Source organism: Streptomyces chattanoogensis (assembly GCF_001294335.1).
Lineage (GTDB): Bacteria > Actinomycetota > Actinomycetes > Streptomycetales > Streptomycetaceae > Streptomyces > Streptomyces chattanoogensis.
This window is the reverse complement of sequence record NZ_LGKG01000185.1, coordinates 46509-73195: the sequence shown is the minus strand read 5'-3', so window position 1 is coordinate 73195 and position 26687 is coordinate 46509. Positions and strand designations below refer to the sequence as shown.

The following is a 26687-nucleotide window of genomic DNA, read 5'->3' as shown; positions in this document are numbered from 1 at the left end:
CGGGCAGGTCCTAGCGCACGGTGAAGTGCACGATGTCGTCCAGGAACGGGATGTGGATCCACGGCTTGGGCTGCACCATCATCGACAGCATCACGATCACGAAGCCGAGCACCCCGTAGGTGAGCAGATCGGTGAAGCGGGAGCGTACGGCCAGCATCCCCACCGACGGGAGCGCCCAGCGCAGCGCCGCCCCCGCCAGCAGGGACAGGCCGATCAGCAGCGTGCCGACGCGGAACGCGTCGACCGCCACGAGCAGCAGCCCGGCCGCGACGCCGCCCATCACCGCCAGGAGCGGCCACTGCCGGGCGGGCGCGGGACGGCCGCCCGGCGCGGCGCGGCCGCCGCCTTCCGGGCGGGCGGTGTCCCGCGTGAACCGCGGGAAGCGGCGCGAGGTGCGCTGGGGCTCGGACGCCTGTTCCGAGTGCGCTTCGGCAGCCATGCGGGGCACTCCCTTCGGGTCGGTACGGGTCAGCCGGCCGCGCGCTCGGCGGCCTCGACGACGTTGACCAGCAGCTGGGCGCGGGTCATCGGGCCGACGCCGCCCGGGTTGGGGGCGACCCAGCCGGCCACCTCGGCGACACCCGGGTGCACATCGCCGACGATCTTTCCCGCCTCGTCACGGCTGACGCCGACGTCCAGGACGGCCGCGCCCGGCTTGACGTCCTCGGGCTTGATGATGTGCGGCACACCGGCCGCGGCGACGATGATGTCGGCCTGCTTGAGGTGCGCGGACAGGTCACGGGTGCCGGTGTGGCACTGCGTCACCGTGGCATTTTCGGACTTGCGGGTAAGGACGAGCGGCATCGGGCGGCCGATGGTGATACCGCGGCCGACCACGACCACATCCGCGCCCTTGATCTCCACACCGTGCCGGCGCAGCAGCTGGACGATGCCGTACGGGGTGCACGGCAGCGGGCCCTCGACACCCAGCACCAGCTTGCCCAGGCTCACCGGGTGCAGACCGTCGGCGTCCTTGGCCGGGTCCATCAGCTCCAGGACGCGGTTGGTGTCGATGCCCTTGGGGAGCGGGAGTTGGACGATGTAGCCGGTGCAGGCCGGGTCCTCGTTGAGCTCCCGGACGACCGCCTCGATCTCCTCCTGGGTGGCGGTCGCAGGCAGTTCGCGCTGGATGGAGGCGATGCCGACCTGGGCGCAGTCGCGGTGCTTGCCGTTGACGTACCAGCGGCTGCCGGGGTCGTCGCCGACCAGGAGAGTGCCCAGGCCGGGCTGGACACCCTTGGCCTTCAGCGCCTCAACGCGGGCGGAGAGCTCGGACTTGATCGCTGCGGCGGTGGCCTTGCCATCGAGAATCTGGGCAGTCATACCCCCATCCTCCCGGATGAGGGCGGCCGCGTTCCAATCAGGGCACGCAGAACACCGGTGGCCGGAATTGATCATTGCACTTGGACAACGCCTTAACGCCTTGACTGGACAGAGCCAAGCCGCAACTAGAAGGATTGTCGTTCAGTGCCGCAGGCATCGTCGGGGGCGGGCCAGAAAAAACCTGTATTTCCTCCGAGTCACGCCGCGTCGTCCCCCACTGACCCACACGGAGGAAAACAGCAAATGAGCTTCGGCGACCCGAACAACCCCTACGGCCAGCAGCCGCCGCAGGGCCCGTACGGCGCCCCGCAGCCGGGCATGCCCCCGCAGGGCGGCCAGCCGGGCTACGGCTACCCGCAGCAGCAGCCGTACGGCGCGCCGCAGCAGCCCGCCCAGTACGGCTACCCGCAGCAGGCCGCGCCGGGCTACGGCTACCCCGGGCAGGTCGGTATGCCGGGTATGCCGATGCCCTTCGCGAGCTGGGGGGCGCGCGTGGGTGCCTCGCTGCTCGACGGCCTGATGGTCGCGGCCGCTCCGGTCGTCCTGGCCATCATCGCCGGTGTCATCTGGGCCTCGTCCGACACCCCGTCGTGCGCCTACAACGACTACACGTGCCAGGCGGACGCGGCGGGCCCGCCGGCCAGCTACTTCATCCTGGTCGGGATCGGCTACCTGATCGCCCTCACCCTCCAGATCATCTTCCTCGTCAAGGAAGGCAACACGGGCCAGACCCCGGGCAAGAAGATCGTGGGCATCCGGACCGTCCGCGAGATGAACGGCCAGGTCCCCGGCTTCGGCCTGGCGCTCGGCCGCCGCTTCTGCCACATCCTGGACGCCCCGATGTGCGGCCTCGGCTTCTGGTGGCCGCTGTGGGACGAGAAGAACCAGACCTTCGCCGACAAGATCGTCAGTACGGTGGTCGTCCGCGCCCAGTGAGGCGGACCCCGCACCGCAGGGACCCCGAGTCCAACGCCCTGAAGGCCCCCTCGCATCGCCGCGACCGGGGCCTTCGCGGCGCTCTACCGTTCCAGACGTCTGAAGGACACCGCTCGTGAGCTATCCGAACCAGAACCCCTACGGTCCGCCGCCGGGCCAGCAGCCCGGATACGGGTACCCGCAGCAGCAGCCGCCGCAGCCCTCGCCGTACGGGCCTCCCTACCCGGGCGCCGGAATGCCGGGCATGGGAATGCCGGGCGCGCCGGTGCTGAACGGCATGCCCGGCGGGGTGAAGGCCGCCCGCGTGATGCTGTTCGTCCTCGCCGGCATGAACCTCCTCGGCCTCATAGGCGCCGTGGCCGGCCTGAGCGCCGTCAGCAAGGCTTCGAAGCACGCCACCTACGCCACTGATGACGACCTGGCCGCGTTCAGCGTCGGCAAGGGGCTGCTGATCACCCTGATCGTGCTGATCGTGGTCTTCACGGTGCTCGCCATCACGGCGGCCTCGCAGTTCGGCAAGGGCGGCACCGGCGTCCGCACCACGACCATCATCTTCGGCGTCGCCAACACGCTGGCCAGCTTCGTCGTCTTCCCGCTCGGCCTGGTGCACACCGTCCTCGGGATCCTGATCATCGTCTTCGTCTCGAAGGACGAAGGCCAGGCCTGGTTCAACCGGCCGCGTTACTGACGCCGTGCCGACGCCGGAAGGGCCGCACCCCACACACGCGGGGTGCGGCCCTTTCGCTACCGGCCGTTGACGGCCGCTCAGTGGAAGAAGTGCCGCGTCCCGGTGAAGTACATCGTCACGCCCGCCTTCTTCGCGGCCTCCACGACGGCCTCGTCGCGGATCGAACCGCCGGGCTGCGCCACGGCCTTGACGCCGGCCTCGGCCAGCACCTCGAAACCGTCGGGGAACGGGAAGAACGCGTCCGAGGCGGCGTACGCACCGCGCGCCCGCTCCTCGCCCGCGCGCTGCACGGCCAGCTTCGCCGAGTCCACGCGGTTGACCTGGCCCATGCCCACGCCGACCGTGGCACCGTCCTTGGCGAGCAGGATCGCATTGGACTTCACCGCACGGCTCGCCCGCCAGGCGAAGGCCAGCTCGGCCAGCTCCTCGGCGGACAGCGCCTCGCCCGCGGCCAGCGTCCAGGTGGCCGGGTCGTCGCCCTCGGCCTGCAGCCGGTCGGTGACCTGGAGCAGCGCACCGCCGTCGATGGCCTTGACCTCGACCGGGTTCGACGGGGCGTCAGGGCACCGCAGCACACGGATGTTCTTCTTGCGGGACAGCGCCTCGAGCGCACCGTCCTCGTACCCCGGGGCCACGATGACCTCGGTGAAGATCTCCGCGACCTGCTCGGCCATCGCCTTGCTCACCGGACGGTTGACCGCGATCACCCCGCCGTACGCGGACACCGGGTCGCACTCATGCGCCTTGCGGTGCGCCACGGCGACGTCCGCGCCGACCGCGATACCGCAGGGGTTGGCGTGCTTGATGATCGCCACACACGGCTCGGACTGGTCGTAGGCGGCCCGGCGGGCGGCCTCGGTGTCCGTGAAGTTGTTGTACGACATCTCCTTGCCGTGCAGCTGCTCGGCGTCGGCGAGGCCGCCCGTGCCGTCGACGTAGAGCGCGGCGGCCTGGTGCGGGTTCTCGCCGTAGCGCAGGACGTTCTTGCGCTCGTAGGTGGCGCCGAGGAACTCGGGGAAGTCCGAGTCGTCGGCGGCGGCGTAGTCCTCCGCGAACCACGACGCCACGGCCACGTCGTACGCCGCGGTGTGCTGGAACGCCTCGGCGGCCAGCCGCTTGCGGGCGGTCAGGTCGAAGCCGCCGGCGGCGACGGCCGCGAGCACGTCCTCGTACCGCTGCGGGTTGACGACAACGGCCACCGACGGGTGGTTCTTGGCGGCGGCACGGACCATCGAGGGGCCGCCGATGTCGATCTGCTCCACGCACTCGTCGGGGGTGGCACCGGAGGCGACCGTCTCCCGGAACGGGTACAGGTTCACGACGACGAGGTCGAACGGCTCCACGCCCAGGTCGGCCAGCTGCTTCTGGTGGTCGGCCAGCCGCAGGTCGGCGAGGATGCCGGCGTGCACCTTGGGGTGCAGGGTCTTGACCCGGCCGTCGAGGCACTCCGGGAAGCCCGTCAGCTCCTCGACCTTGGTGACCGGCACCCCGGCAGCGGCGATCTTCCCGGCCGTCGAGCCGGTCGAGACGAGCTGGACGCCCGCCGCGTGCAGCCCCTGCGCCAGCTCCTCCAGACCGGACTTGTCATAGACGCTGACCAGCGCGCGGCGGATGGGCCGCTTCGTGCCTTCGGTGGCGGTCACGAGATACGTACCTTTCGTCCCTCAATGCGGTAGCCGTGCCGGGCCAGACGCCCCACGACCTCGACGAGCAGCGATCGCTCGACTTCCTTGATGCGCTCATGCAGCGCGGATTCGTCGTCCTCGTCCCGGACCTCGACCACACCCTGGGCGATGATCGGGCCGGTGTCGACGCCGTCGTCGACGAAGTGGACGGTGCATCCGGTGACCTTCGCGCCGTACGCGAGCGCATCGCGTACGCCGTGGGCACCGGGAAAACTCGGCAGCAGCGCCGGGTGGGTATTGAGGATCCGGCCGCCGAAACGGGCGAGGAATTCCTTCCCGAGGATCTTCATGAAACCGGCCGAGACGACGAGATCGGGCTCATGGGCGGCGGTCGCCTCGGTGAGCGCCGCGTCCCACTCCTCCCGGCTGCCGTAGTCCTTGACCCGGCAGACGTAGGTCGGCAGACCGGCCCGTTCGGCGCGCTCCAGCCCCGCGATCGCGCCCCGGTCGGCACCGACCGCCACGACCTCGGCGCCGTACGCGTCCGGGCCCTGCTCGGCGATGGCGTCCAGCAGCGCCTGCAGGTTCGTACCGGAACCGGAGACGAGCACGACGAGGCGCGCCGGGCGGCCGGGGGCGGCCGGGCGGGCGGGCGGAGTGGGGGCTGGGGAGGAAGCCACGGCGGGGCTCTTTCTCGATCTTGTTCCGGAACTCGCGCGCGTCGGTCCCACGCGCTCTGCGTGCTCCCACGTGCATTTGTGTGGTCGTACAAGGCCGCGGGTACCGCAGATCCGGGGAACCCTACGAAGGCGCCGACCGTCAGCAACGATACCGGCACTCCGAGCGGCCCCCGCGGGACGGGGGCGAGCACGGGAGGTAGCGTCAGGCCTGAGACTGCATGCAGTCGTGGTAACCGGGCGCCACGGCCGGCCGGCCCGCGTACGGACGAGACAAGGGGAAGACGCACTCCAGATGACGGACCGACGCCGCAGCACGGCCCTCCTGCTCCCGCTGCCCGCCACCGCCCCGGGGGCGTTCCTGCTGCGCGAGCGCACGCCGTCGTCCTCTTCGCCGGGGGGCCAGGGGGCGACGGGGGGCGCCGATTCGGCGGGTTCTCCAGGTGCCACGGATCCCGCGGCGGCGGCCGGGGCTTCCGATCCGTCCGGCAGCTCTGACCCTTCCGGCACATCCGGCTCGTCAAACACATCTGGCACATCCGGGACATCCGGCTCGCCCGGCGCCTCCGGCTCCTCCGGTGGGTCCGACGCCTCTGCCCCCTCCTCCCCCTCCGCTCCCTCCGATGGCAAGCGGCGTCGTGCGCACACCCCCGAAAAGGACAACCCCTTCGCGCCCCCGCCGGCCGACGCTCCCGACCAGGAGTGGCGCCCGCGCCACCCGAACGGCCAGGGCGGCAACGGCGGCCAGGAGCAGTCGCCGCAGGACGAGCCGACGCCGCCCTGGGGCAGCCAGTGGAGCAGCCGCCAGCCGGGGCGGCAGAGCGGCGGCTTCGGCTCCCGGCCGGGCGGCCGCGGCCAGCAAGGCGGCCAGGGCGGGCCCGGCGGCGGACCGGGCGGACTGCGCTGGGACCCCACCGACCCGGCCCAGCGCCGCGCGCGCTACGCCCTGCTCTCCGGTATGTGGTCGTTCTTCTTCGTACTGTTCAGCCTGCCGGAGATCTCCCTGCTGCTGGGCGCGCTGGCGGTCTACTGGGGCGTCAGCTCGCTGCGCGCCAAGCCGGGCGCCGCGAAGCAGGCCGCGGCGGCGACCACCGCAGCGATGGAGGGCCGCCCCGCACCGGCCCCCGGCGGTCCGCTCGGCGCACCGGCCGGCCCGGTCTCGACCCGGCCGCAGACCACCGCGGCCATCGCCGGTCTCATCACCGGCTCGCTGGCGCTGATGATGGTGGCCGCCACCTTCACCGTCCAGGTCGTCTACCGCGACTACTTCACCTGCGTCGACGACGCCCTGACCCAGCAGGCGGGCAAGTCGTGCGAGCGCCTGCTGCCCAAGGAACTGCGACCGCTGCTGGGCACGCAGAAGTAGGTACGGCGAAGCAGGGACGGCAGGGGCGCGCGCAACGCAGCAGGGGCGCGCGCCACCTACGCACTACAGAAGGTGACCGCCCTCGGGAACGAATCACTCTCCGTCATCGTTGCCGGGGTAGATGAGGAGGCGGGCAAGGCAGAGCCACGCGAGGCAGACATCGCCTGGCATCACCGGACATCGGCGTCACGAGGCATCGGCGTCACGAGGCAATGGCACGAGGCTGATCCTCGGTCGCCACGGAGGCCACGGAAGCCACGGACGGTCCGCACGACAGCTCCCGAGCCGGACCCGACGCCTCCCGCTCCCGAGCCGCCACGACAGGCTCCGAGCCGGGCACGTCACCAGCCGGACCAGCGGTCGCCGCGGAAGGCGAGGCGGATGCCGCAGGCGCGCCGTCCGCCCCCGCCGCCCCAGGCGATACGGCGCGCGGCTCGGCCGGCGACACGGCCTGCGGCTCGGCAGCCGCCGCCGCACCCTGACGCTCATCCGCGTCGCCGGCCCCCGAGCCCGCCCGCCCCTGCCCCCGCAGTCGCCACGCCCTCAGCGCCAGGGTCCCCGGGACGCCGGTCACCAGCGTCCAGCCCGCCGCGGCCAGGCCCGTAAGCCACCAGCAGGGGCCGAATTCGGCCAGCACGCCGCTGCCCAGCGCGCCGCCCGACAGGCCCGCGAGCGCCGCCGTCGCCGCGCCGCAGAGGACGGCGCCCAGGGCGGCCACGGAGGCGGCCGAGCGCCAGGTCCGGAGGGGGCCGGGCGCGCCGGGTGGGTCGTCCGGCGCGGTCGGGGCGGTCGGCGAGGTCGGCACGGCCGGGGCGGTCGGTGCGCCCGCGGCATCTGCGGCATTCTCCGCGGCGCCTGCGGCGCCCAAGGCGCCCGAAGCGGGCGCCCCGGGTGCCGCGTCCGAAGCGTCCGAAGCGTCCGAAGCGTCCGAAGCGATCGTCCAAGCCGAACGGGGCGCGCCACGGCGGGGGGTTGTGGGGCGGGTCGCGTGGTGGGCGAGCAGCGCGCCTGCGGCCAGGGGGATTGCCGCCAGGGTCCAGGTCGGCAGGGTGCCGGTGCCCGGTGTGGGGAGGCCGCTGAGCAGCGGGAAGTGGGGCAGTGCCGGGTGGCCGGAGGTGCTCAGCGGGGCGATGGCGCCGCCTCGGCCGGCCATGAAGCCCGGGCCCAGTCCGTACGCCACGGCCCAGACGGCGGCGTTCGGCAGCAGCAGCACGCAGAGCAGCAGCACCGTACCGCGGCCGGCCCAGTCGCGGGCGAGCCGGCACAGGTCCTGGTAGGCGTCGCCCGCGTGCAGGGCGAGGGAGAGGGCGGTGAGCAGGGCGCCCGCGGCGAGCAGGGTGAGGACGGCGGCGGTGGCGGCCCGGCAGGCGGCGGGGGCGAGCCGGCCGGTGGCGTGCCGTACGGCGGCCGGCAGGCCGGCGGACAGTCGGCGGGCGGCGGTGGGCAGCAGATCGGTGGCGGCGCGGCCGAGGGTGCGCCAGGCGGTGACGGCGAGGACGGTGACCGCGGCGGCCGGGACGCAGAGCAGGGCGCTGAGCGGGGCGGGGCCGAGCGACCCGGCCGAGGCGTAGAGCACCGCCGCGCCCGCCACCGTCAGATAGCCGGCCAGCAGTGCGCCGAAGGGGCCGCGTGGTCCGGCCGCCGTCGCCAGGGTGTGCCGGGCGGCCCGGTGCAGCAGCCAGACGGGGAGGGCGGCGAGCAGCAGCGGGGTCACGGCGAGCGGTGCCGGGGTGCCGGTGAGGGTGGTGTCCCGTACGAGGTCGCCGCCGTGGGCGAGGAGCCAGAGGCCGGCGGACAGGTGCAGGGCCGGGGAGAGGGCGCCGTCGGGGGACGGGGAGGCGATCCAGAGGAGCAGTACGGCGACCGTGAGTGCGCCGAGGCCGAGGGCTGCGGCGAGCGCTCCGCCCACGAAGGCCGCGCCCATGGCGGGAGCGGAGGAGGGGCTGGAGGGGTGTGGTGGGGTCTGCTGGGTCGCCTGGCTCACATGGTCATGCTGCCAACTCCACTCGTTTCATCCCAGTAGTGACGGAATGCCCGACGTGTCGCGCTGCGTCAGCTTATGCGCTTTTCCCACACTGCAGATATGACCCAGCGCAAGCGGAAGCCGACCCCCGACCCCGCGCCCGCCCCGTCCTCCCCCTCCGCCGAACTCACGCCGTCCGCCGCCTTCGACGACCTGTGCAGGCGGCACTCCGCCCTCCTGATCCGCCAGGCGTATCTGCTCACCGGACGGCCCCGGCTCGCGCGGCGGGCCGTCCGGCGGGCGTTCCAGCGGGCGTGGCAGCGGTGGCCGGAGGTGGCGGTGGACGCGGACCCGGCGGGGTGGGTGCGGGCGACGGCGTACGAGTACGCGCTGTCGCCGTGGCACCGGTTCCGGCCCCGGCGCCGGGTCACCGTGAAGGGCGGGACGCCCGAGGACCGTGCGCTGCTGTGCGCGTTCGTGGAGTTGCCCGCCTCGTACCGGCGCACGCTGCTGCTGCACGACGGGGTGGGGCTCGGTCTGTACGAGACGGCGGCCGAGGTGGAGGCGAGCACGGCCGCGGCGGCCGGGCGGCTGATGCATGCGCGGGAGCGGCTCGCCGGGGAGCTGCCGGAGCTGGGGCTGGCCGGTCAATCGCCGGTCCGGCAGGGCCAGATGCTGCAGGCGCGGCTCAGCCGGCTGGCGGCCGCGCACGAGGTCACGGTGCCCGCCCCGCGCGCCGTACGGACCGGGAGCGCGCGCACCGTCCGGTGGACCACCGGCGCGGCGCTCGGTCTGACGGGGCTGATCACGGCCGCGACCGTACTGACGGTGCTCACCGCCCCGGACCGCTCCGCCCCGCCGCCGCGACGGCCCGCCGCGCAGTCGGCCACGGCCACCCGACCGGCGACGGCCACGGTCACGCGGTCCGCCACGCCCGCCGTGCAGGCCGAGCGCGAGGGCGTACGCAGGCCGCCGTCCGTACGGAAGGGCCGCGGTGGCCGCCTCCACGTTCCCGCCGAGGCCCGCCTGACGCCCGGTCTTCGTTAGGGCCTGTCCGGCGCCATCCGCCGTGTGCGGCACGTGTCCGCGAACGGCCGTGGGCCCGCACCCACAGGGGTACGGGCCCACGGCAGGCCGTTGCCGGGCGACGCGATCAGCCGGGCGAGCGGCTGACTGTCGACGGGGTGATCGGCCGGGTGATCGGACGGGCCGTCAGCCGCCGAGGACCTGGCGGGCCAGCCGCGCGGTCTCCGACGGGGTCTTGCCGACCTTGACGCCGGCGGCCTCGAGGGCCTCCTTCTTCGCCTGGGCGGTGCCGGAGGAGCCGGAGACGATGGCGCCGGCGTGGCCCATGGTCTTGCCCTCGGGCGCGGTGAAGCCCGCGACGTAGCCGACGACCGGCTTGGTGACGTTGGCCTTGATGTAGTCGGCCGCGCGCTCCTCGGCGTCGCCGCCGATCTCGCCGATCATCACGATCAGGTCGGTGTCGGGGTCGGCCTGGAACGCCTCGAGGGCGTCGATGTGCGTGGTGCCGATGACCGGGTCGCCACCGATGCCGACGGCCGAGGAGAAGCCGATGTCACGAAGCTCGTACATCATCTGGTAGGTCAGCGTGCCGGACTTCGAGACCAGGCCGATGCGGCCGGGCTTGGTGATGTCGCCCGGGATGATGCCGGCGTTGGACTGACCCGGGGTGATCAGGCCGGGGCAGTTCGGGCCGATGATGCGGGTCTTGTTGCCCTTGGACTTCGCGTACGCCCAGAAGGCGGCGGAGTCGTGGACGGCGATGCCCTCGGTGATGACGACGGCGAGCGGGATCTCGGCGTCGATGGCCTCGACGACGGCGGCCTTGGCGAAGGCCGGCGGCACGAAGAGGACGGAGACGTTGGCGCCCGTCTTCTCCATCGCCTCGGCGACCGTGCCGAAGACCGGGACCTCGGTGCCGTCGAAGTCGACGGACGTGCCGGCCTTGCGGGGGTTCACACCGCCGACGATGTTGGTGCCGTCACCGAGCATCAGCTTGGTGTGCTTCATGCCGGTGGCGCCGGTCATCCCCTGGACGATGACCTTGCTGTCCTTGGTGAGGAAGATAGCCATGGTGTTGGAGTCCCTCGTCCCTTACTTGGCCGCGGCCAGCTCGGCGGCCTTGTCGGCCGCGCCATCCATCGTGTCCACGCGCTGCACCAGCGGGTGGTTCGCGTCCGAGAGGATCTTGCGACCCAGCTCCGCGTTGTTGCCGTCGAGGCGCACGACCAGCGGCTTGGTGACGTCCTCGCCCTTGGACTTGAGCAGCTCCAGGGCCTGGACGATGCCCTTGGCGACCTCGTCGCAGGCGGTGATGCCGCCGAAGACGTTGACGAACACGGACTTGACGTCCGGGTCGCCGAGGATGATCTCCAGGCCGTTCGCCATGACCTCGGCGGAGGCGCCGCCGCCGATGTCGAGGAAGTTGGCGGGCTTGACGCCGCCGTGGTTCTCACCGGCGTAGGCGACGACGTCCAGGGTGCTCATGACGAGACCCGCGCCGTTGCCGATGATGCCGACCTGGCCGTCGAGCTTGACGTAGTTGAGGCCCTTGGCCTTGGCCGCAGCCTCGAGCGGGTTGGCTGCGTCCTTGTCCTCGAGGGCCGCGTGCTCGGCCTGGCGGAACTCGGCGTTGGCGTCCAGGGAGACCTTGCCGTCGAGGGCGAGGACGTCACCGCTGGCGACCTTGGCGAGCGGGTTGACCTCGACCAGGAGCGCGTCCTCGGCGATGAAGGTCTTCCACAGGGTGACCAGGACCTCGGCCACCTTCTCGGCGACCTCGGCCGGGAACTGCGCCTGGGCGACGATCTCGCGGGCCTTCTCGATCGAGACGCCCTCGTTGGCGTCGACCGGCACCTTGGCGAGCTTCTCGGGGGTCGTCGCGGCGACCTCCTCGATGTCCATGCCGCCGGCGACCGAGGCCATGGCCAGGAAGGTGCGGTTGGTGCGGTCGAGGAGGTACGAGACGTAGTACTCCTCGGCGATCTCCGGAGCGGTCTCGGCGATCATCACCTTGTGGACCGTGTGGCCCTTGATGTCCATGCCGAGGATGTCCGTCGCGCGGGCGACGGCCTCGTCCGGGGTGGCGGCCAGCTTGACGCCGCCGGCCTTGCCGCGGCCGCCGACCTTCACCTGGGCCTTGACGACGGACTTGCCGCCCAGCCGCTCGGTCGCCTCGCGGGCCGCCTCAGGCGTGTCGATGACTTCACCGGCCAGCACCGGTACACCGTGCTTGGCGAAGAGGTCCCTCGCCTGGTACTCGAACAGGTCCACGCGCGTCCGTCCCTTGTCTTCTCAGAATCGCCGTAGTGATCGCGGTTCGTTGTCTGCGATGGGCGTGCCGCGAAGGGCAACGTGACGGCGCTGTCACAGGGGAGGCGTACACGGTGTCCGAATACGCGGCATGTCCGTCCCGCAGGTTATCGCCGCTGCACCTGGCTCCCTAAATCACAGATCACACTCCGGCGGTGATTACGGTCACAGAGATAACGGTCACAGATCGTTTGGCCGAACGCCCGGCGACACCCGGACGCCGTCCGGGAACTGACCCGTTTCCCCCGGTGCGCCCCTTCCCTGGCGATTCCGGCGGCGATTCGGCCGGTGGCTCCGCCGGACCGGGGTGCTCCGGGGCCGGTCCGGGATTCCGTTTGCGGGGACCCGGAAAAGCACCCGCACAACACCCCCTCAAACGGTGTCCGGAAAGCCCTCTTGACCCCTCAACTCCCCGCAGCGGAGGATGCGTTGAGCAGTTGAGCACTTACGCATCAGGAGTCACAAGCCGAAGTCGTGCACGGTCATGCGCTGTCGTGCGTTTCGGGCTTGGTCCCGTGCTGGTCGGTCGGCAGATCGTTCCGCACCGGGTGCAGACGGGGGAACTTGATGGGTAGTGGGGGGAATGCACGACCGCGGGCGGAGCGCTGCGCCGTGGCCGTGGGCTCTTCCGCTCCCGCCTTCCCTCCCCCTTCTCTCTCGATTTCTTGGTGTCCTCACACTCGGTGCCTGAAGGGATTGGAGGGGGAATGCCGACACATACGACCTATCCCGGCGTCTATGTCGAAGAGCTTCCCAGCAGCATCCGCAGCATCACCACCGTTACGACATCGGTGACCGCGTTCGTCGGTCACACCCGGCGCGGCCCGCTCAACCAGCCGGTACGGATCACCAGCTTCGCCGACTTCGAGCGCCGCTTCGGCGGTCTGACCTCGCAGAGCCCGGTCGCGTACGCCGTCCACCAGTTCTTCGGCAACGGCGGCACGGTCGCCGTGATCGTTCGGGTAGCCAGGGCCGGCAGCGGCAAGGCCGCCCACGTCACCCTGGAGTCCACCGAGGGCCACAGCCAGTGCCCGGTGCTGGAGGTGCACGCCAAGGAGCCCGGCGTCTGGGGCGACGGTCTGCGGGTCGCGGTCGACCACGACAGTCCGTGTCCCGAGGAGACCTTCAACCTCCACGTCCTCGACGCGCACGGCACCGCCCGCGAGTCCTTCTCCGGTCTGTCCATGGACTCCTGCCACGGCCGGTACGCCGAGACGGTGATCAACGCCGGCTCCGCGCTGATCCGCGTCGAGGTCGTCGGCGAGGGCCGCCCGGACCCGTCCGGCACCGTCTCCAAGGCCTTCCACCACGAACTGCCCGATCTGAACGTCGATCTGACGGTCAAGATCGGCGAGGTGGAGCGCGAGTTCACGCTCTACGACCCGGACTGCGACGGCGAGCCGCCGTGCAACGTCACCGAACTCGCCCTCCTCCTGGAGCACAAGCTCCGCTCCCTGCCGGACGCCCCCGGGAAGCACGCCTTCGCGGGGGCCGAGGTCACCGCGTTCGGCCGCCGCATCCAGGTCGTGGCCGGTTCCCTGGACCCCGGTGACACGGTCCGCTTCCTCGGTGAGTGCGCCAACGACCTGGGGCTGGAGGCCTCCGTCAACCCGCCCGTCTTCCCGCTGTGCGGCGGCGAGGACGGCGAGGCGCCCGGCCCCCGCGACCTCATCGGCAGCGAGTCCCGCAAGAGCGGCCTGCAGGCCCTGCGCGACGTCGACGACGTCAACCTCCTCGCCCTGCCCGAGCTGGCCGGGTACGAGAAGGTCGAGGACGCGGTCACGGTGCTGTCCGCGGCCGGGCGCCTGTGCCAGGAGCGCCGGATCTTCCTCCTCGTCGACGCCCCCGCCGCCTGGGGCAGCGTGGACGCCGCCCGTGCCGGCATCGCCGCCTTCGATCCGGTCCGCAGCAACCACTCCGGTCTCTACTTCCCGCACCTCCAGCTCACCGACCCGCTCTCCGGCCGGCTGCGCTCCTTCCCGCCGTCCGGCGCCCTGGCAGGGGTGATCGCCCGTACGGACGGCGAGCGGGGCGTGTGGAAGGCGCCGGCGGGGACCGAGGCGCGGCTGGCGGGCGTGCACTCGCTCACCGTCCGGCTGACGGACCGGGAGAACGGCCTGCTGAACCCGCTGGGCATCAACTGCCTGCGGACCTTCCCGGTGCTCGGCCCCCTGGTCTGGGGCGCCCGTACGCTCGAGGGCGCGGACGCGCTCGACAGCGAGTGGAAGTACGTGCCGGTCCGGCGCCTGGCTCTGCACATCGAGGAGAGTTTGCTGCGCGGCCTGCAGTGGGTGGTCTTCGAGCCCAACAACGAACAGCTCTGGCAGCAGATCCGCCTCAATGCCTCGGCCTATCTGCACTCGCTCTTCGAGAAGGGCGCGTTCAAGGGCGGCACTCCGCGCCAGGCGTACTTCGTCAAGTGCGACAAGGACACCACGACCGCGGCGGACATCGAGAACGGGATCGTGAATGTCGTGGTCGGCATCGCGCCCGTCAAGCCGGCGGAGTTCGTGATCGTCAAGATCCAGCAGATGGCCGGTCAGTTCGACCTCCGGTGACCAGCGGCATGACGTGCAGGAAAGGAGAGGTGAGGGAATCCGATGGCTGAGTTCCAGATCAACGCCCATCGCTTCGACCCGTACAAGAACTTCAAGTTCCTGGTCCTGTGGGACGGCCGTACGGTCGCGGGGGTCAGCAAGATCAGCCCGCTGAAGCGCACCACCGAGGTTGTCAAGCACCGCAACGGCGGGGACCCCAGCTCGCCGCGCAAGTCCCCGGGCCGCTCGGAGTTCGAGGGCATCACCCTGGAGCGCGGGGTCACCCACGACCCGGAGTTCGACCGCTGGGCGAACAAGGTCTGGCAGGTCGGCGCCGGTCTCGGCTCCGAGGTCTCGCTGGCCGACTTCCGCAAGGACCTCGTCATCCAGGTCCTCAACGAGGCCGGGCAGGTCGCCGTCTCGCACAAGATCTACCGGTCCTGGCCGAGCGAGTACCAGGTCCTGGGCGAGATGGACGCCAACGCCAACGCCGTCGCCATCCAGAGCCTGAAGCTGGAGTGCGAGGGCTGGGAGCGGGACTACGAGGTGCCGGAGCCGGAGGAACCGTCGTTCACGCATCCGGCGTGAACCGGTCCCCGCGCCGGTCCCCGCATCCGTACCCAGCGGCATCCTTCGTGCACCGGACGAGGTGAGGAATGGCGGTCACCGGGCCCGCTGAACTGCTGGCCACCTGGGAGGCCGGGCTGGCCCGGCAGGGCAGCGGCCGGGCCCTGCTGCTGCACCGCGCGGCCCGCCCCGGGGCCGGCACCGACGAGCTGCTGTCAGTGCCGCTCGGGGAGCGGGCGGCCGATCTGTTCGCGCTGCGCCGGGCGCTGTTCGGCGACCGGATGGAGGTCCGGGCCGACTGCGCGGACGCGGACTGCGGCGCGGCGATGGAGTTCGAGCTCGACGCGGGCGCGCTGGGCGCCGCCCGGCCGCAGGTGCCGGAGGGCGGGCTGCGGGTCGAGGAGGGCGAGTGGGCGGTGCGGTTCCGGCTGCCCGCACCCGCCGACCTGGCCGCGGTCTCGGCCGCCGCCGTGGGCCCGGAGGACGCCCGGCGGCTGCTGGGGGCGCGGTGCCTGCGCTCGGCGGTGCGGGGCGGGCGGGAGGCCACGGAGGAGGAGATCGCGGCGCTGCCCGACGCCGTACTGAAGCGGTTCGCCGCGGAGGCCGAACGGGCCGACCCGGCGGCCGAGCTGACCCTGAACATCGCCTGCCCCGAGTGCGGCGCGGCCACCCCGGCCGAGCTGGACATCGCGGCCTACCTGTGGACCGAGCTCGATGCCTGGGCCCGGGACGTACTCCTCGATGTCCATCTGCTCGCCTCGGCCTACGGCTGGAGCGAGGACCGGATCCTGGCGCTCAGCCCGCTGCGGCGCCGCTACTACCTGGAGCTGTGCGCGGATGCCTGACGACTACTTCGGCCGGCTGCTGGCGCGGTATGCGCCGGCGGGCCGGGACGGCCTCCCGGGGGTGGGCGGGGGGCAGGGGGCACCTCCCGGCGGCAGCACGGGGAGGGTGCTCGTCCGGCCGCGGCCGGCGGAGCCGTTCGAGCGCATCGAGGCGTTACGGAACACGCCCGCCGGGCCGGACGATCCGGCGCCGCTGCTCCCGCAGGCGCCCCTGGGGGCGGTGGCCGGGGGCGATCCGGTCCGGTACGAGCGGGAGGTCCGGACCGTCGCCGAGCGGGAGACGGTGGTGCGGATGCCGCGGCCCGGACCGCCGGACGGCCCCGAGCGGCCGGCACCTCAACTCCGCGTGGAATCGGGGTTGTTGCGGCCGGTTGCGCTCCCGGATCCCGGTTCGCGTACCGCTCCGACCGTGGCCGTACGGCCGCGCGGGCGGGCGGGGGAAGCAGGCGAGGACGCATCCGTGCTGCGTCCGGGTGTGCCGTCGCCCGCCCCGCGCGGTGCACAGGCCGCGCCGCGTGCCGTCGCCGCCGCGCTGCGGCCGCGTACGGACGAGGTGCCGGCGCCCCGTGACGCCGCCCGGGCCGCGGCGGCCGCTCGGCGGGGGCAGCGCCCGGCCGAGCGGGTGGTGCATGTGCAGATCGGGCGGCTGGAGGTCAGCGCGGCGGGGGCGGAGCGGCCCGCCCGGGGAACGGCCGCCCGGCCGGAGCGCACGGAGCGCCGGGGGCCGTCGCTGAGCCTCGCGGACTACCTCTCCCGCGACGAGAAGAGGAACTGAGACGTCATGAGCAACGCACTCGCCCTCGCGACGGTCACCCAGGCCCTTGCGCTGCTGATCGAGCACAATCTGCACCCCGAGATCGACATGGCCGTCTCGGTGGAGACCCGTAAGCCGCCGTCCGATCCCCCGACGGATCCGACGGTCACGGTCTTCCTCTACCAGGTCACCCACAACCCGTCGATGCGCAACAACGACCTGGTGACCCGGGCCTCCGACGGGACGCTGCTCAAGCGGCCCGCCGCCGCCGTCGATCTGCACTTCCTGATCAGCGCGTACGGGGAGGAGACGGAGCTGGTCGGGCAGCGGCTGATCGGCAGTGTCGTGCGCACCCTGCACGAAATTCCGGTGCTGCCGAAGGAGTTGATCGAGGAGGCGGTGCAGCGGCCGTATCTGGAGGGCAGCGATCTCGCCGAGTCGCTCCAGAAGGTCCGCTTCACGCCGGCCCAGATGGACATCGACGAGACGTCGAAGCTCTGGGGGATGCTCCACAACACGCCGTATGCGCTGTCGGTGGTGTACCAGGCGTCGCTGGTGCTGCTGGACGGCCATCAGAAGCCGAAGCCGGCGAAGCCGGTGGAGCGGCCGGAGGTGACGGTGGTGACGTTCGGGGCGGAGCAGGCGGAGGGGGCGGAGGGGACGCCGGGAGCGCAGGGGGCGCCGGAGGCTCCGAAGCGGGAGCCCGCCGCACCCGCCGAGACCGGGCCGGAGAAGACCGCCGGGGCCGGGACCGCCGAGGAGAAGCCCGCCAGGCCCGCGAAGAAGGCGGCGCCCGCGCGTACCCGTACCCGTACCCGGAAGGCGACGACCCGCAGCAACGACAGCAACGACGCCAAGGAGAGCTGAGGCGCGGTGGGCGGAACGGGGGCGGAGAAGGACATGGGCAGCGGCGGCAGCGGGAGCGCACCGGGTGCGGCGGACGGCGCCGCGCTGACGGCGGCCATCCGGTCCGTACTGGCGCGCCTGGACGCCCACGCCGCGCGGGCCCACGGGACCCCACCGGACGGTGCGGGCGGGCCGGACGGCGCTCCGGCGGATGCCGCCGTCGTCCCCTCCCCCGCGGGTCCGCCCGCGGTACCCGGCGCCCTCGACGCACTGACCGCCTGTTTCGGCCTCAGCCCCTTCGAGCGGGAGATCGTCCTGCTGCTCGCGGCGGCCGAACTGGACCCGACCACCGGACCCCGGTGCGCCGCGGCCTGCGGCGATCCGGGCCGCGCCCATCCGACGTTCTCCCTGGCGCTGGCCGCCCTCGGCGAACCCCACTGGAGCGCCCTGACGCCGGTGGCCCCCCTCCGCCGCTGGCGTCTGATCGAGCTGGACGACGCCACCCGCCTGACCACCACCCGGCTCCGCCTCGACGAACGCATCCTGCACTTCCTCGTCGGCTCGCCCTATCTGGACGCCAGGCTGCACGGCCTGCTGAGCCGTACGAGCCCGCCGGCGAGCCTGCCGCCGTCGTACGACCTGGCCGCGAGCCGCGTCGCCGCCGGGTGGACGGGCGGCGGCCCGGACGCACCGCTCCGCGTCGAACTGGTCGGCGCCGATCTGCGCTCCCGCGCCGATATCGCCGCCACCGCCGCCCGCCGCTCGGGCCTGGGCCTGTACTCCATGGCCGCGGACGACGTACCGACCGACGCCGCCGAGCGCGACCGGCTGGCCCGCCTGTGGCAGCGCGAGGCGATCCTGCTTCCTGCCGCGCTCCTCATCGAGGTCGGCGAGATGGACCGCGACCAGCACGCCGCGGCCGACTCCTTCATCGCGGGCGCGGCCGTTCCGCTGGTCGTCGCCGGTCCGGAGCCGCGCCGGACCGGCCGGCCGCGCGGCGAGCGGGTCACCGTGCCGAAGCTGTCCGACGAGGAGCAGCTGGGGCTGTGGGCGGACGCCTTCGCGGACCTACCCGAGGTGACTGATCGTCAACTGCAGGCACTCGTGGCGCAGTTCCAGCTGCCGCCGCATGTCGTCCGGTCGGCCGCCGCCACCGTGCGCCGTGATCTGCCCGGCTCGGAGGTGCTCGACGCCGCCGAACTGGCCTGGCAGGCAGGCCTGACGGAGGCCCGGATGGGCCTGGACGAGCTGGGCCGCCGCATCGAGCCGCGCGCCGGCTGGGACGACCTCGTCCTCGCCGACCGCCAGCTGCGGATCCTCCAGGAGATCGTGGCGCATGTACGGCAGCGCGGCACCGTCTACCAGGACTGGGGCTTCGCCAAGGCGCTGCGCAGCGGTCTGGGGGTGACGGCGCTCTTCGCAGGCGGCTCCGGCACCGGAAAGACGCTGGCCGCCGAGGTCATGGCCAAGGAGCTGGGCCTCGATCTCTTCATCATCGATCTCTCCCAGGTCGTCAGCAAGTACATCGGCGAGACGGAGAAGAACCTCAGCAGGGTCTTCGACGCGGCCGAACGGGGCGGCGCCCTCCTGCTCTTCGACGAGGCGGACGCGCTGTTCGGCAAGCGCAGCGAGGTCAAGGACAGTCACGACCGCTACGCGAACCTGGAGGTCAGCTACCTCCTGATGCGTATGGAGGCGTACCGCGGCCTGGCGGTGCTGACGACGAACATGAAGAAGGCGCTGGACTCGGCGTTCCTGCGCCGTATCCGTTTCGTCGTGGACTTCCCCTTCCCGGGCGAGAAGGAGCGGGCGGAGATCTGGCGCCGGGTGCTGCCCGCGCAGGCTCCCATGAAGGGCATCGAGCCTTCGCTGCTGGCTCAGCTCACCGTCGCCGGCGGCTCGATCCGCAATATCGCCCTCTCCGGGGCCTTCCTCGCCGCGGAGGAGGGCGACCGGCTGCAGATGCGGCACATGCTGGCCGCCGCCCGCACCGAGTACCTGAAGCTGGAACGCTCCTTGACACCGTCGGAGGTCCACGGATGGGTCTGAACGAGGTCGGTCACCGCGGTGCCGGGGAGACGGGCGCGCCGCAGTCCTTCCGTATCGATATCGGCGAGCTGGTCCTGGACGGCTTCGACGCACGGGTCGACCCGGACCGCGTATCGGCCGCGTTCCAGCACGAGTTGGCCCGGCTCGTACGGGAGCGCGGGGTGCCGCTCGCGGCGGACGGTTCCGGGCGGTCGCTGGAGGAGCTCTCCGGTCTGCCGCCGCTGCCGGCCACCGCCTCCCCCGTGCGGATCGGCGAGGCGCTGGCCCGCGCGGTGCACGCGGGGCTGACGGGACGGGGTGAGGCCCGGTGAGTGCGGCGCAGGCTTCGGCCCAGGAGACCCGGGCGGCCCGTGAGGAGAAGCGGCGCAAGCGCAAGGAGCGCGCCGTGTCCCGGGCACCCGAGCCCAAGGACATCGTCAGCGGCGCGGGCCAGCCGCTCGATCTGAGCGTACGGCGTGAGCTGGAGGAGCAGCTCGGCCACGACTTCAGCCAGGTCCGGCTGCACACCGACCGGGACTCGGGGCAGCTGGCGGAGACGATGGGCGCGGATGCGTTCGCCGTCGGCCAGGACATCTTCTTCCGCGAGGGGACGTACCGCCCCGGCACGGCGGACGGGCAGCGGCTGCTGGCGCATGAGCTGCTGCACACCGTCCAGAATCCCCACGGGCTGGGTGCGTTGCGGGCGGGCCGCGATCTGGGGTCGGTCAGCCTTCCGCAGGAGGGGATCGAGCGGGAGGCGGAGTCGGCGGCGCAGGAGACGGTGCGGGCGGCGATGCTCGGCTCCCTGCGGTCCGATGGGGAGGCGGAGGCCGTGCCGGGGCAGGCGACGCCCGGATGGCTGCGGTATGCGACGGTGGACGCCGACCGGCGGCGCATGGAGCTGCTGGATCCGGCGACCCTGGTGGACCGGCTGGCGAACTCGGTCGTGCGCTCGGTACGCGGGGACCCGGAGGACCGGTCGAAGCGCACCCGTATGCAACTGGCCCGGCTGCCCGAGGAGTTGCAGGACGCCGTTCTCGCACGCCTGGAGAACAGGCTGCTCAGCCCGGAACTCGAGCGGGTGCTGGACCTGGTGGACGAGGCCGGGGCCGACGACGGCCTCTGGGGCGACGGCCTGGAGCAGAACTCGCTCGGTGCCCCGTTCATCGAGCCCGATGCGGCCGAGGCGCTGCGGTACGAGCGCGAGAGCGAGCGGCGGACGGCCGAGGAGCGGCGCGCGGAGGAGCGGGAGCCGGCGGTGGCGCCGGGGCCGGAGAAGGAACGGCTCGGGGCGGAGGGGGCCGCCGGGAGCACACCGCGCAACGGGGGGACCCGGGAGGACGGGAGCACACCGCAGGGGGGACCGGCCGCCGCACCGCAGCAGCAGTCGTCTTCGGCGGCGGGTGGGCGGTCCGGGGAAGAGCGGTCCGGGGAAGGCCGGTCCGGGGAAGAGCGGTCCGGGGAAGGCCGGTCCGGGGAAGGGCGGTCCCCGGCCGGGAGTGCGGGCAAGGGCGAGCAGGCCGGGGGCGAGAAGACGGGGGGTGAGAAGTCCGGGGGTGAGAAGGGCCCCGACGGGAAGTCCTCGGACGGGAAGCCGGGGGCAGGGCAGCAGGGCGGCGAGAAGAAGTCCGGCGCCGAGGGCGGCAAGGAGGGCGCGGACCAGAAGGGCACCCCGGCCGCGAGCAAGGAGGAGTCCGCGGCCAAGAACCGTCCGGGCGCGGCCGATTCGCTGGTGGCCGGTCAGCAGCCGAAGCCGCAGGACAGGCGCGGGCAGGAGAAGCCCTCGGGTTCACCGGCACGGACGGGCGCCGAGGCGCCGGCGCCCGGCCCGCTGAGCACGCTCGACGGCGTACGGAACCAGGACCTCGACGGGCCGGAGGAGAAGGACGACGAGGACCCGTTCGGCTCCGGCAGCGAGTCGGAGGTCGAGGTCGGCGGCGCCGAGAAGAGCGCCTGGGACACCCCGCTGCAGCCGGACGACTTCCTGCCCGAGCAGGACATCGATGTTTCCGGGGTGCCGGCGGCCGAGACGCTCGACCCGTCCACCGCTCAGGCCGTGCCCTCCTTCCCCGCTCCCCCGCCGACGAAGGCCGACAGGGTGCAGGCCGAGCGGGACGCGGAGGACGCCGAGGACGAGGAGGCCGAGGCCGAGCCGCAGGAGGCGGCGGCCGAGGCGCCCCTGGAGTCCGGGCCGTCGGTGGAGACCGAGGGCGGGCCCGGCGACGCGCTCTCCGACGGCCTGGAGGCGGAGCGGGCCACCGAGTCCCGGCCGGGGGCGGGCGCATCGTCGAAGGACCCGAAGAGCGGGGACGACCCGAAGGCGGGTCCCGTCGCCGCGCAGAAGACAGTGCAGGAGTCCGCGGGCAGGACGGAGGGCGGCGGCGAGGCGAAGGAGCCCGCCGCCAAGGAGGAGAAGGACACCAAGGCCGCGGGCGACAAGGCCACAGGCGCCCAGGAGAAGGGGTCCCCGCAGGCGGCGGGCGGCAGGGCGGCGGCCCCCGAGACCGCGGGCAAGGGCGGGGAACCGAAGAAGGACGAGCAGAAGAACGACGGCCAGAAGAAGACCGAACCGGCCGCCTCGGGCAAGGGCGACGGCGACACCGCGGGCAAGGGCGGCGAGAAGGGCCAGGACAGCACGTCCCCGTCACCCGCGCGGGATGCGCACGTCTCGGGCGGCTCGCACGCGGACACGCCTGGGGGTGCGAGCAACGAGGCGTCCTCCGGGGACCGGAGCGACACGTCGCAGACGGAAGAGGGCGGCCGGAGAGCGTCCGCAGAGGGCACGAAGGAACCGGGACCCAAGGAACCGGTGAAGGAGTCCGCACCCGCGCCGAAGCAGGCCTCGCAGCCTGCGAAGGCCACGAAGGAGGAGCCGGCCGCCGCTCCCAAGGAGGCCCCCGCGCCCAGGACGCCGCGCGGTGGCGGAGCCCAGGAGGGCGGAAGCGGCAAGGGGGCCGCGCCGGCCAAGGGCAGGAAGAACGACACGGGCCCGGCCCCGAACCTGTCACAGATGTCCCCCGAGGCGGGCCTGTCGTCGGCGGCGAAGCTCAAGCCCCACAAGGCACTTCAGGCCATGGGCGGGGTGGGCGGCTCGGTGGACCGCACGGTCGGCGACGAGCACAAGCAGCTCGCGTCGGCACCGCCGAGCATGCAGCGCCCGGCAGGCGCACCGCAGACCCTTGAGGGCAAGCCGAAGGCCGACGCCCCGGCGGCCTACTCGCAGGACCCCGCGAAGCAGTCCGATGCGCCCGAACAGGAGAAGGCCGAGGTCAAGGGCGAGCAGAAGCCCGAGGGTCAGATCGAGGCGGAGAAGGCGGAGGAGCCGGGCGGCTGGGACACCTTCAAGATGGCCCTGGGCTTTGGCATCGGCTGGCTCGCGGAGAAGCTCGGCTTCAAGGTGGACAAGCAGGAGCTGGCCGCCAAGTTCGCCGGTCTGCCGACCAAGGACGAGGCGCTCAAGAAGGCCCGGGCGGGCAACGCACCGGGTGTGCAGATGCAGGGTGCCGCCGACCAGAAGTCCGACGAACAGGGCCGGGCGGTCGACACCAAGGGCGAGGAGACGGGCACGACGGCCCGTGACGACGCCGGGCGCCCCATGGGCGAGGACCAGGTCTACCCCAATGCCCCCAAGGAACAGCTGAAGGCCAAGGTGCCCAGCCGCGAGGGCGGCAAGGGAGGGGTGCAGACGGGCAAGGCGTCGACGGGCGCGGTGCCCGCGGATGCGGCCTCCACGGTGGCGGAGCACGACCGGGGCCCGCAGTTCCAGGCAGCGTTCAGCAAGGGCCAGAAGGGCATGTCCGAGGGCCGCCAGACCAAGGACAAGGACTTCCGGGAGTCGCAGCAGAAGCACAAGCAGCAGGTCGGCGACACGGTTGCGAAGAACACCGCGGAGCAGGCGGGCGAGCGCGCGAAGGCCCAGAACGACGTCACGTCGCAGCGCACCGGCTGGCGCAAGGAACAGGACGCGGAACTCAAGAAGCTGGGCACCAAGAAGACGGAGCGTCACGAAAAGGTCCGTAAAGACGTCGAGGACAGGGAAAAGAAGACCGACGACGACACCAAGAAGGAGAAGGAGGGCAGCGACAAGAAGATCCAGGACAAGGCCACTCAGGCGGAGACGGACTCCAAGAAGAAGACCGACACCGCCGCGAACGACTCGGGCAACTGGCTCACGAAGGCCTTCGACTGGATCAAAGAGAAGGTCATCGAGATCAAGAACGCGATTGTCCGGATCATCCGGGAGGCGCGTGACGCGGTCGTCAACTTCATCAAGAACTTCAAGGAGAACGTCGAGCGCTGGATCAACGAGGCCCGCAAGTTCATCGTCGACACGATCAAGAACCTCATCAACGACTTGATCGAGTTCGCCAAGAACATGGTCAAGGCCATCATCGAACTGGCCAACCGGATCCGGAAGTTCATCACGGACCTGATCGCGGCGGCGATCGCCCTCGTCACGAAGCTCGCGGCGCTCCTCAAGAAGATCATCACGGACCTGCTCAACCGGATCGCGAAAATCCTCAGCGACATCCTGAACGTCCTGAAGAAGATGCTCATGGACGTCATCAAGGCGGTCGTGGACGCGATCAAGACCGTCCTCGAGTTCGCGTCCAAACTCCTCGGTGCACTCGGCGATTTCATGATGATCGCGATCGACTTCATGGACGACCCGGGCGGCTGGCTGAGCGGCGCGAAGAACTCCGCGGTGGACGGTGCGAAGCACCATCTGTTCCGCGAGGTTCAGTCGGCGGTCAAGCAGTGGTTCCAGTCCAAGATCGAGGAAATCATCGGGGTGCCGAAGGCGATCCTCGACAAGCTCATCAAGGGCGGCTTCACCCTCGAGAAGATCGTGAAGGAGACCTGGGACGCGGTCGTCCCCATGCTCCCCTTCATCATCGGCGAGATCGTCATCACGAAGGTCATCGCGAAGCTGATCCCCGGCGCGGGCTGGGTGATGGCGGTCATCGACGCGATCCGCACGGCCATCGGTGCGCTCGGCGCGATCCTGCGCGCGATCGGCGCGGTCCTCGACTGGCTCAAGGCGGTCCGCCAGGGCGGCGCCGGCATCCTCTTCGCCAAGGCGGTCGCGGCAGGAATCGTCGCCCTTCTCGAACTCGCCTACCAGGCCCTCCTGAACGGAATCGGCAAGTACGTCGCGAAGGTGGGCCGCCGCTTGAAGGGAGTGGCGGCGAAACTCGGCAAGGGGGGCAAGGGCGGGAAGGGCGACGGAAACCCGAAGGCCGGGCACGGGGACGGCAAAGGCGGCGACAAGGACTCCACCGCGGACAAGGGAGATAGGGGAGACAGGGGGGACAAGGGGAACAGGGAAGCCCCTGACGGCACCACGGGCTCCGCACCGCCACCCCCCTCGTCGAACCTCCCGAAGCCGGGCAAGGGCACGGGCCCCGGCACGAAGCCGAACGCGAAGCCGGCCTCCAAGACGGACCCCAAGACGGACCCGAAGAAGCCGACGACGAAGACGCCGGACAGGGACACGAGTCCGGGCAGGCCGAAGGACGCCAGGCCCGGCGACGGCAAGAAGCCCCCGGAGACGGACAAGCCGGGTCAGCCGAAGCAGGACAGGCCGGGCGACAGGCCGGACACCCGCCCCACCCCGGCCCCCAGGCCCAAGCCGAAGCCGGACCCCACACCGCAGCCGAAGCCGAACCTGGACGCGAAGCCGAAGCCGAAGGACCAGGTGCCGGACAAGCCCAAGGACACCGGCCAGGACACGCCCGGCACCACCAAACCGAAGGACGGCAAGGACACTCCCGGCAAGCCCAGGAACGACGACAAGGACGCCCCGGGCAAGCCCAAGGACGAGGACCCCACCAAGCCGAAGGAGCAGGACCCCGCCAAGCCGAAGGACCCGAACAAGCCGAAGGGCGACGGCAAGGAAGGCGACGGCAAGAAGCCCAAGCCCAAGGACGGCAAGGACGGCAAGGACGGCGACAGTCGGCACAAACCGAAGCCGGACCGGGACGGCCCGCGCAGGCCCCGGCCCAAGGACGGCAAGAAGGGCCCCGGCAAGCCCGAGCGGCGCCCCGACAGGCGGGGACCGGGCAGGCCCAAGTCCAAGCCGGACAAGGACAGGACGAAGAAGGACGAGAACAAGAAGGAGTCGAAGGAAGAGCGGCTGCTCAAGATCGTCGCGCGCATCCGGCCCAGGCTGCTCAGGGCGATGCGCCCCGGCATTCCCCGCTCGCCGTTCCTCGGCCTCCTGAAGTCCATGAAGCTCCACTACCGGCTCACCGGACTGGAACCCGTCGGAGGAGATCCGTTCACCGTCGTGGCCTCCCTGAACCCGTCCATGCCGGTGCTGGGCGGGGACTATTCGGAGCCCCGGTCCGAGCCGTCGGCCTACCCCAACCCGCCCGGGGCGCCGACGGCGGCCAACGACCTGCCGAAGCCGAGTCTCCCCGGCTTCCACAGCGGCAGGGCGAGCGCCATCAGCGCTGACTTCCTCAGCCAGCCACGCGTCCCATGGGGCACTCCTCCCGGCACGGTCAGGCCGCCCGGCTGGGACTACATCACGGATCCCCTCCGCAACCTCCAGGAGGGCGGAGCCTGGGTCAGGGCACACCTGCTCCCCGAGCGCCTCGGTGGCCAAGCGGCCGAGAACAATCTGGTGCCGGCCCGCCGCGGCGTGAACAAGGACCTCGAGCGCGGAGTGGAGATGCCCGCTTGGCGCGCCGCGAAGAACAAGCCCGTCTGGTTCGAGTCCAGGGTGAAGTTCGGCAACTCCGGTGCCATCAACGACATTCCCACCTACTTCCGCACCACCTGGGGCCCGTACAAAAAGATCAAGGGAACGGGTTCGAAGCGAAGCGACTGGCAGCGGCTGAGCGCCGGCAAGCAGACGCTGGGGCTCGACATCGAACCGCCGCAGCCCAACGAGAAGAACAAGCTCTACATCAACACCTACGGGGCCAAGCAGATCAGCGACTGGCTCAACATCAAGAGCAGTCTGGCGGGGCACATCGTGAAGCAGCGCCTGGATGAACCCGGACACAAATTCACCAATATCCGGAACTTTACGACGGCGATGCGCGCCCGGAAGGCGAGCAGGGGACCAAGGTCGCTACCCCAGCTGGAGATTGCGATCGACCGCCTCAAGATGCTCCAGACGGCGCAGCTGGTCGACTGGCGCCAGCTCCACAAGGAAAAGTGAGGATCGAATGGTTCCGTATGAGCGC

At 71.8% G+C, this 26687-nt stretch carries 19 protein-coding genes; 12 read left to right on the top strand and 7 right to left on the bottom strand.

Annotated elements, in window-relative coordinates:
• Positions 1-10 precede the first annotated feature (10 nt).
• The gene (locus ADL29_RS34970) at positions 11-439 is read right to left on the bottom strand and encodes a DUF3017 domain-containing protein (RefSeq protein ID WP_053927542.1); all 429 of its coding nucleotides are present in this window, start codon (positions 437-439) and stop codon (positions 11-13) included.
• 29 nt (positions 440-468) lie between these two features.
• On the bottom strand, positions 469-1323 hold the full coding sequence (locus tag ADL29_RS34965; RefSeq protein ID WP_046926406.1) for a bifunctional methylenetetrahydrofolate dehydrogenase/methenyltetrahydrofolate cyclohydrolase: 855 nt from the start codon (positions 1321-1323) through the stop codon (positions 469-471).
• Positions 1324-1566: 243 nt separating this feature from the next.
• Here ADL29_RS34965 and ADL29_RS34960 point away from each other — a divergent pair, with 243 nt between their 5' ends.
• Complete coding sequence (locus ADL29_RS34960; RefSeq protein WP_053927541.1) at positions 1567-2259, top strand: RDD family protein; 693 nt, start codon at positions 1567-1569, stop codon at positions 2257-2259.
• 115 nt (positions 2260-2374) lie between these two features.
• Complete coding sequence (locus tag ADL29_RS34955) at positions 2375-2947, top strand: hypothetical protein (RefSeq protein WP_053927540.1); 573 nt, start codon at positions 2375-2377, stop codon at positions 2945-2947.
• A gap of 77 nt (positions 2948-3024) precedes the next feature.
• On the opposite strand, the gene purH is transcribed toward ADL29_RS34955, so the two are convergent.
• Both purH and purN read right to left on the bottom strand, forming a co-directional pair.
• Complete coding sequence (purH, locus tag ADL29_RS34950; protein WP_053927539.1) at positions 3025-4590, bottom strand: bifunctional phosphoribosylaminoimidazolecarboxamide formyltransferase/IMP cyclohydrolase; 1566 nt, start codon at positions 4588-4590, stop codon at positions 3025-3027.
• Positions 4587-5252, bottom strand: a complete 666-nt coding sequence (gene purN / locus ADL29_RS34945; protein ID WP_053927538.1) for a phosphoribosylglycinamide formyltransferase — start codon at positions 5250-5252, stop codon at positions 4587-4589. Before purN ends, purH begins: the two co-directional genes overlap by 4 nt.
• A 292-nt stretch (positions 5253-5544) precedes the next feature.
• Here purN and ADL29_RS34940 point away from each other — a divergent pair, with 292 nt between their 5' ends.
• Entirely contained in the window at positions 5545-6615 is a 1071-nt protein-coding gene (locus tag ADL29_RS34940) for a hypothetical protein (protein WP_053927537.1), read from the top strand.
• A 202-nt stretch (positions 6616-6817) separates the two neighbouring features.
• Here the strand turns inward: ADL29_RS34940 and ADL29_RS34935 are convergent, their stop codons facing one another.
• Positions 6818-8599 (bottom strand): cell division protein PerM, encoded by a 1782-nt coding sequence (locus ADL29_RS34935; protein ID WP_053927536.1) that lies wholly within the window; start codon positions 8597-8599, stop codon positions 6818-6820.
• Between the two features lie 99 nt (positions 8600-8698).
• Here ADL29_RS34935 and ADL29_RS34930 point away from each other — a divergent pair, with 99 nt between their 5' ends.
• The gene (locus ADL29_RS34930) at positions 8699-9625 is read left to right on the top strand and encodes a SigE family RNA polymerase sigma factor (RefSeq protein ID WP_107095163.1); all 927 of its coding nucleotides are present in this window, start codon (positions 8699-8701) and stop codon (positions 9623-9625) included.
• A gap of 165 nt (positions 9626-9790) precedes the next feature.
• On the opposite strand, the gene sucD is transcribed toward ADL29_RS34930, so the two are convergent.
• Both sucD and sucC read right to left on the bottom strand, forming a co-directional pair.
• The gene (gene sucD, locus ADL29_RS34925; RefSeq protein WP_046926412.1) at positions 9791-10675 is read right to left on the bottom strand and encodes a succinate--CoA ligase subunit alpha; all 885 of its coding nucleotides are present in this window, start codon (positions 10673-10675) and stop codon (positions 9791-9793) included.
• Between the two features lie 21 nt (positions 10676-10696).
• Positions 10697-11875, bottom strand: a complete 1179-nt coding sequence (gene sucC / locus ADL29_RS34920; protein WP_053927535.1) for an ADP-forming succinate--CoA ligase subunit beta — start codon at positions 11873-11875, stop codon at positions 10697-10699.
• Positions 11876-12621: 746 nt separating this feature from the next.
• Here sucC and ADL29_RS34915 point away from each other — a divergent pair.
• From ADL29_RS34915 to ADL29_RS34880, 8 genes are all read left to right on the top strand, one after another.
• Positions 12622-14472, top strand: coding sequence for a phage tail sheath family protein (locus ADL29_RS34915; RefSeq protein ID WP_053927534.1), 1851 nt, complete (start codon positions 12622-12624; stop codon positions 14470-14472).
• A gap of 42 nt (positions 14473-14514) precedes the next feature.
• Positions 14515-15039 (top strand): phage tail protein, encoded by a 525-nt coding sequence (locus tag ADL29_RS34910; RefSeq protein ID WP_053927533.1) that lies wholly within the window; start codon positions 14515-14517, stop codon positions 15037-15039.
• 68 nt (positions 15040-15107) lie between these two features.
• Complete coding sequence (locus tag ADL29_RS34905) at positions 15108-15863, top strand: T4 family baseplate hub assembly chaperone (RefSeq protein WP_053927532.1); 756 nt, start codon at positions 15108-15110, stop codon at positions 15861-15863.
• The gene (locus ADL29_RS34900) at positions 15856-16638 is read left to right on the top strand and encodes a hypothetical protein (protein ID WP_053927531.1); all 783 of its coding nucleotides are present in this window, start codon (positions 15856-15858) and stop codon (positions 16636-16638) included. Before ADL29_RS34905 ends, ADL29_RS34900 begins: the two co-directional genes overlap by 8 nt.
• A gap of 6 nt (positions 16639-16644) precedes the next feature.
• Positions 16645-17484 carry a Pvc16 family protein gene (locus ADL29_RS34895; RefSeq protein ID WP_053927530.1) on the top strand — a complete coding sequence of 280 codons (840 nt, stop codon included), beginning with the start codon at positions 16645-16647 and terminating at the stop codon, positions 17482-17484.
• Between the two features lie 33 nt (positions 17485-17517).
• Positions 17518-19512, top strand: coding sequence for an ATP-binding protein (locus ADL29_RS34890; protein ID WP_053927636.1), 1995 nt, complete (start codon positions 17518-17520; stop codon positions 19510-19512).
• A complete protein-coding gene (locus ADL29_RS34885) occupies positions 19503-19823 on the top strand; it encodes a hypothetical protein (RefSeq protein ID WP_053927529.1) in 321 nt (106 codons plus the stop codon). Before ADL29_RS34890 ends, ADL29_RS34885 begins: the two co-directional genes overlap by 10 nt.
• Complete coding sequence (locus ADL29_RS34880; protein WP_053927528.1) at positions 19820-26662, top strand: eCIS core domain-containing protein; 6843 nt, start codon at positions 19820-19822, stop codon at positions 26660-26662. The genes ADL29_RS34885 and ADL29_RS34880 overlap by 4 nt, the downstream gene beginning before the upstream one ends.
• Positions 26663-26687: the final 25 nt, after the last annotated feature.

What these genes read in the sequence shown, in the direction of transcription:
- ADL29_RS34960 (WP_053927541.1), top strand. Translation starts at nt 1,567, where the DNA reads ATGAGCTTCGGCGACCCGAACAACCCCTACGGCCAGCAGCCGCCGCAG.
- ADL29_RS34905 (WP_053927532.1), top strand. Translation starts at nt 15,108, where the DNA reads ATGGCGGTCACCGGGCCCGCTGAACTGCTGGCCACCTGGGAGGCCGGG.
- ADL29_RS34890 (WP_053927636.1), top strand. Translation starts at nt 17,518, where the DNA reads ATGGGCAGCGGCGGCAGCGGGAGCGCACCGGGTGCGGCGGACGGCGCC.
- ADL29_RS34900 (WP_053927531.1), top strand. Translation starts at nt 15,856, where the DNA reads ATGCCTGACGACTACTTCGGCCGGCTGCTGGCGCGGTATGCGCCGGCG.
- ADL29_RS34965 (WP_046926406.1), bottom strand. Translation starts at nt 1,323, where the DNA reads ATGACTGCCCAGATTCTCGATGGCAAGGCCACCGCCGCAGCGATCAAG.
- ADL29_RS34910 (WP_053927533.1), top strand. Translation starts at nt 14,515, where the DNA reads ATGGCTGAGTTCCAGATCAACGCCCATCGCTTCGACCCGTACAAGAAC.
- ADL29_RS34970 (WP_053927542.1), bottom strand. Translation starts at nt 439, where the DNA reads ATGGCTGCCGAAGCGCACTCGGAACAGGCGTCCGAGCCCCAGCGCACC.
- ADL29_RS34940 (WP_053927537.1), top strand. Translation starts at nt 5,545, where the DNA reads ATGACGGACCGACGCCGCAGCACGGCCCTCCTGCTCCCGCTGCCCGCC.
- ADL29_RS34930 (WP_107095163.1), top strand. Translation starts at nt 8,699, where the DNA reads ATGACCCAGCGCAAGCGGAAGCCGACCCCCGACCCCGCGCCCGCCCCG.
- sucD (WP_046926412.1), bottom strand. Translation starts at nt 10,675, where the DNA reads ATGGCTATCTTCCTCACCAAGGACAGCAAGGTCATCGTCCAGGGGATG.
- ADL29_RS34915 (WP_053927534.1), top strand. Translation starts at nt 12,622, where the DNA reads ATGCCGACACATACGACCTATCCCGGCGTCTATGTCGAAGAGCTTCCC.
- ADL29_RS34895 (WP_053927530.1), top strand. Translation starts at nt 16,645, where the DNA reads ATGAGCAACGCACTCGCCCTCGCGACGGTCACCCAGGCCCTTGCGCTG.
- ADL29_RS34885 (WP_053927529.1), top strand. Translation starts at nt 19,503, where the DNA reads ATGGGTCTGAACGAGGTCGGTCACCGCGGTGCCGGGGAGACGGGCGCG.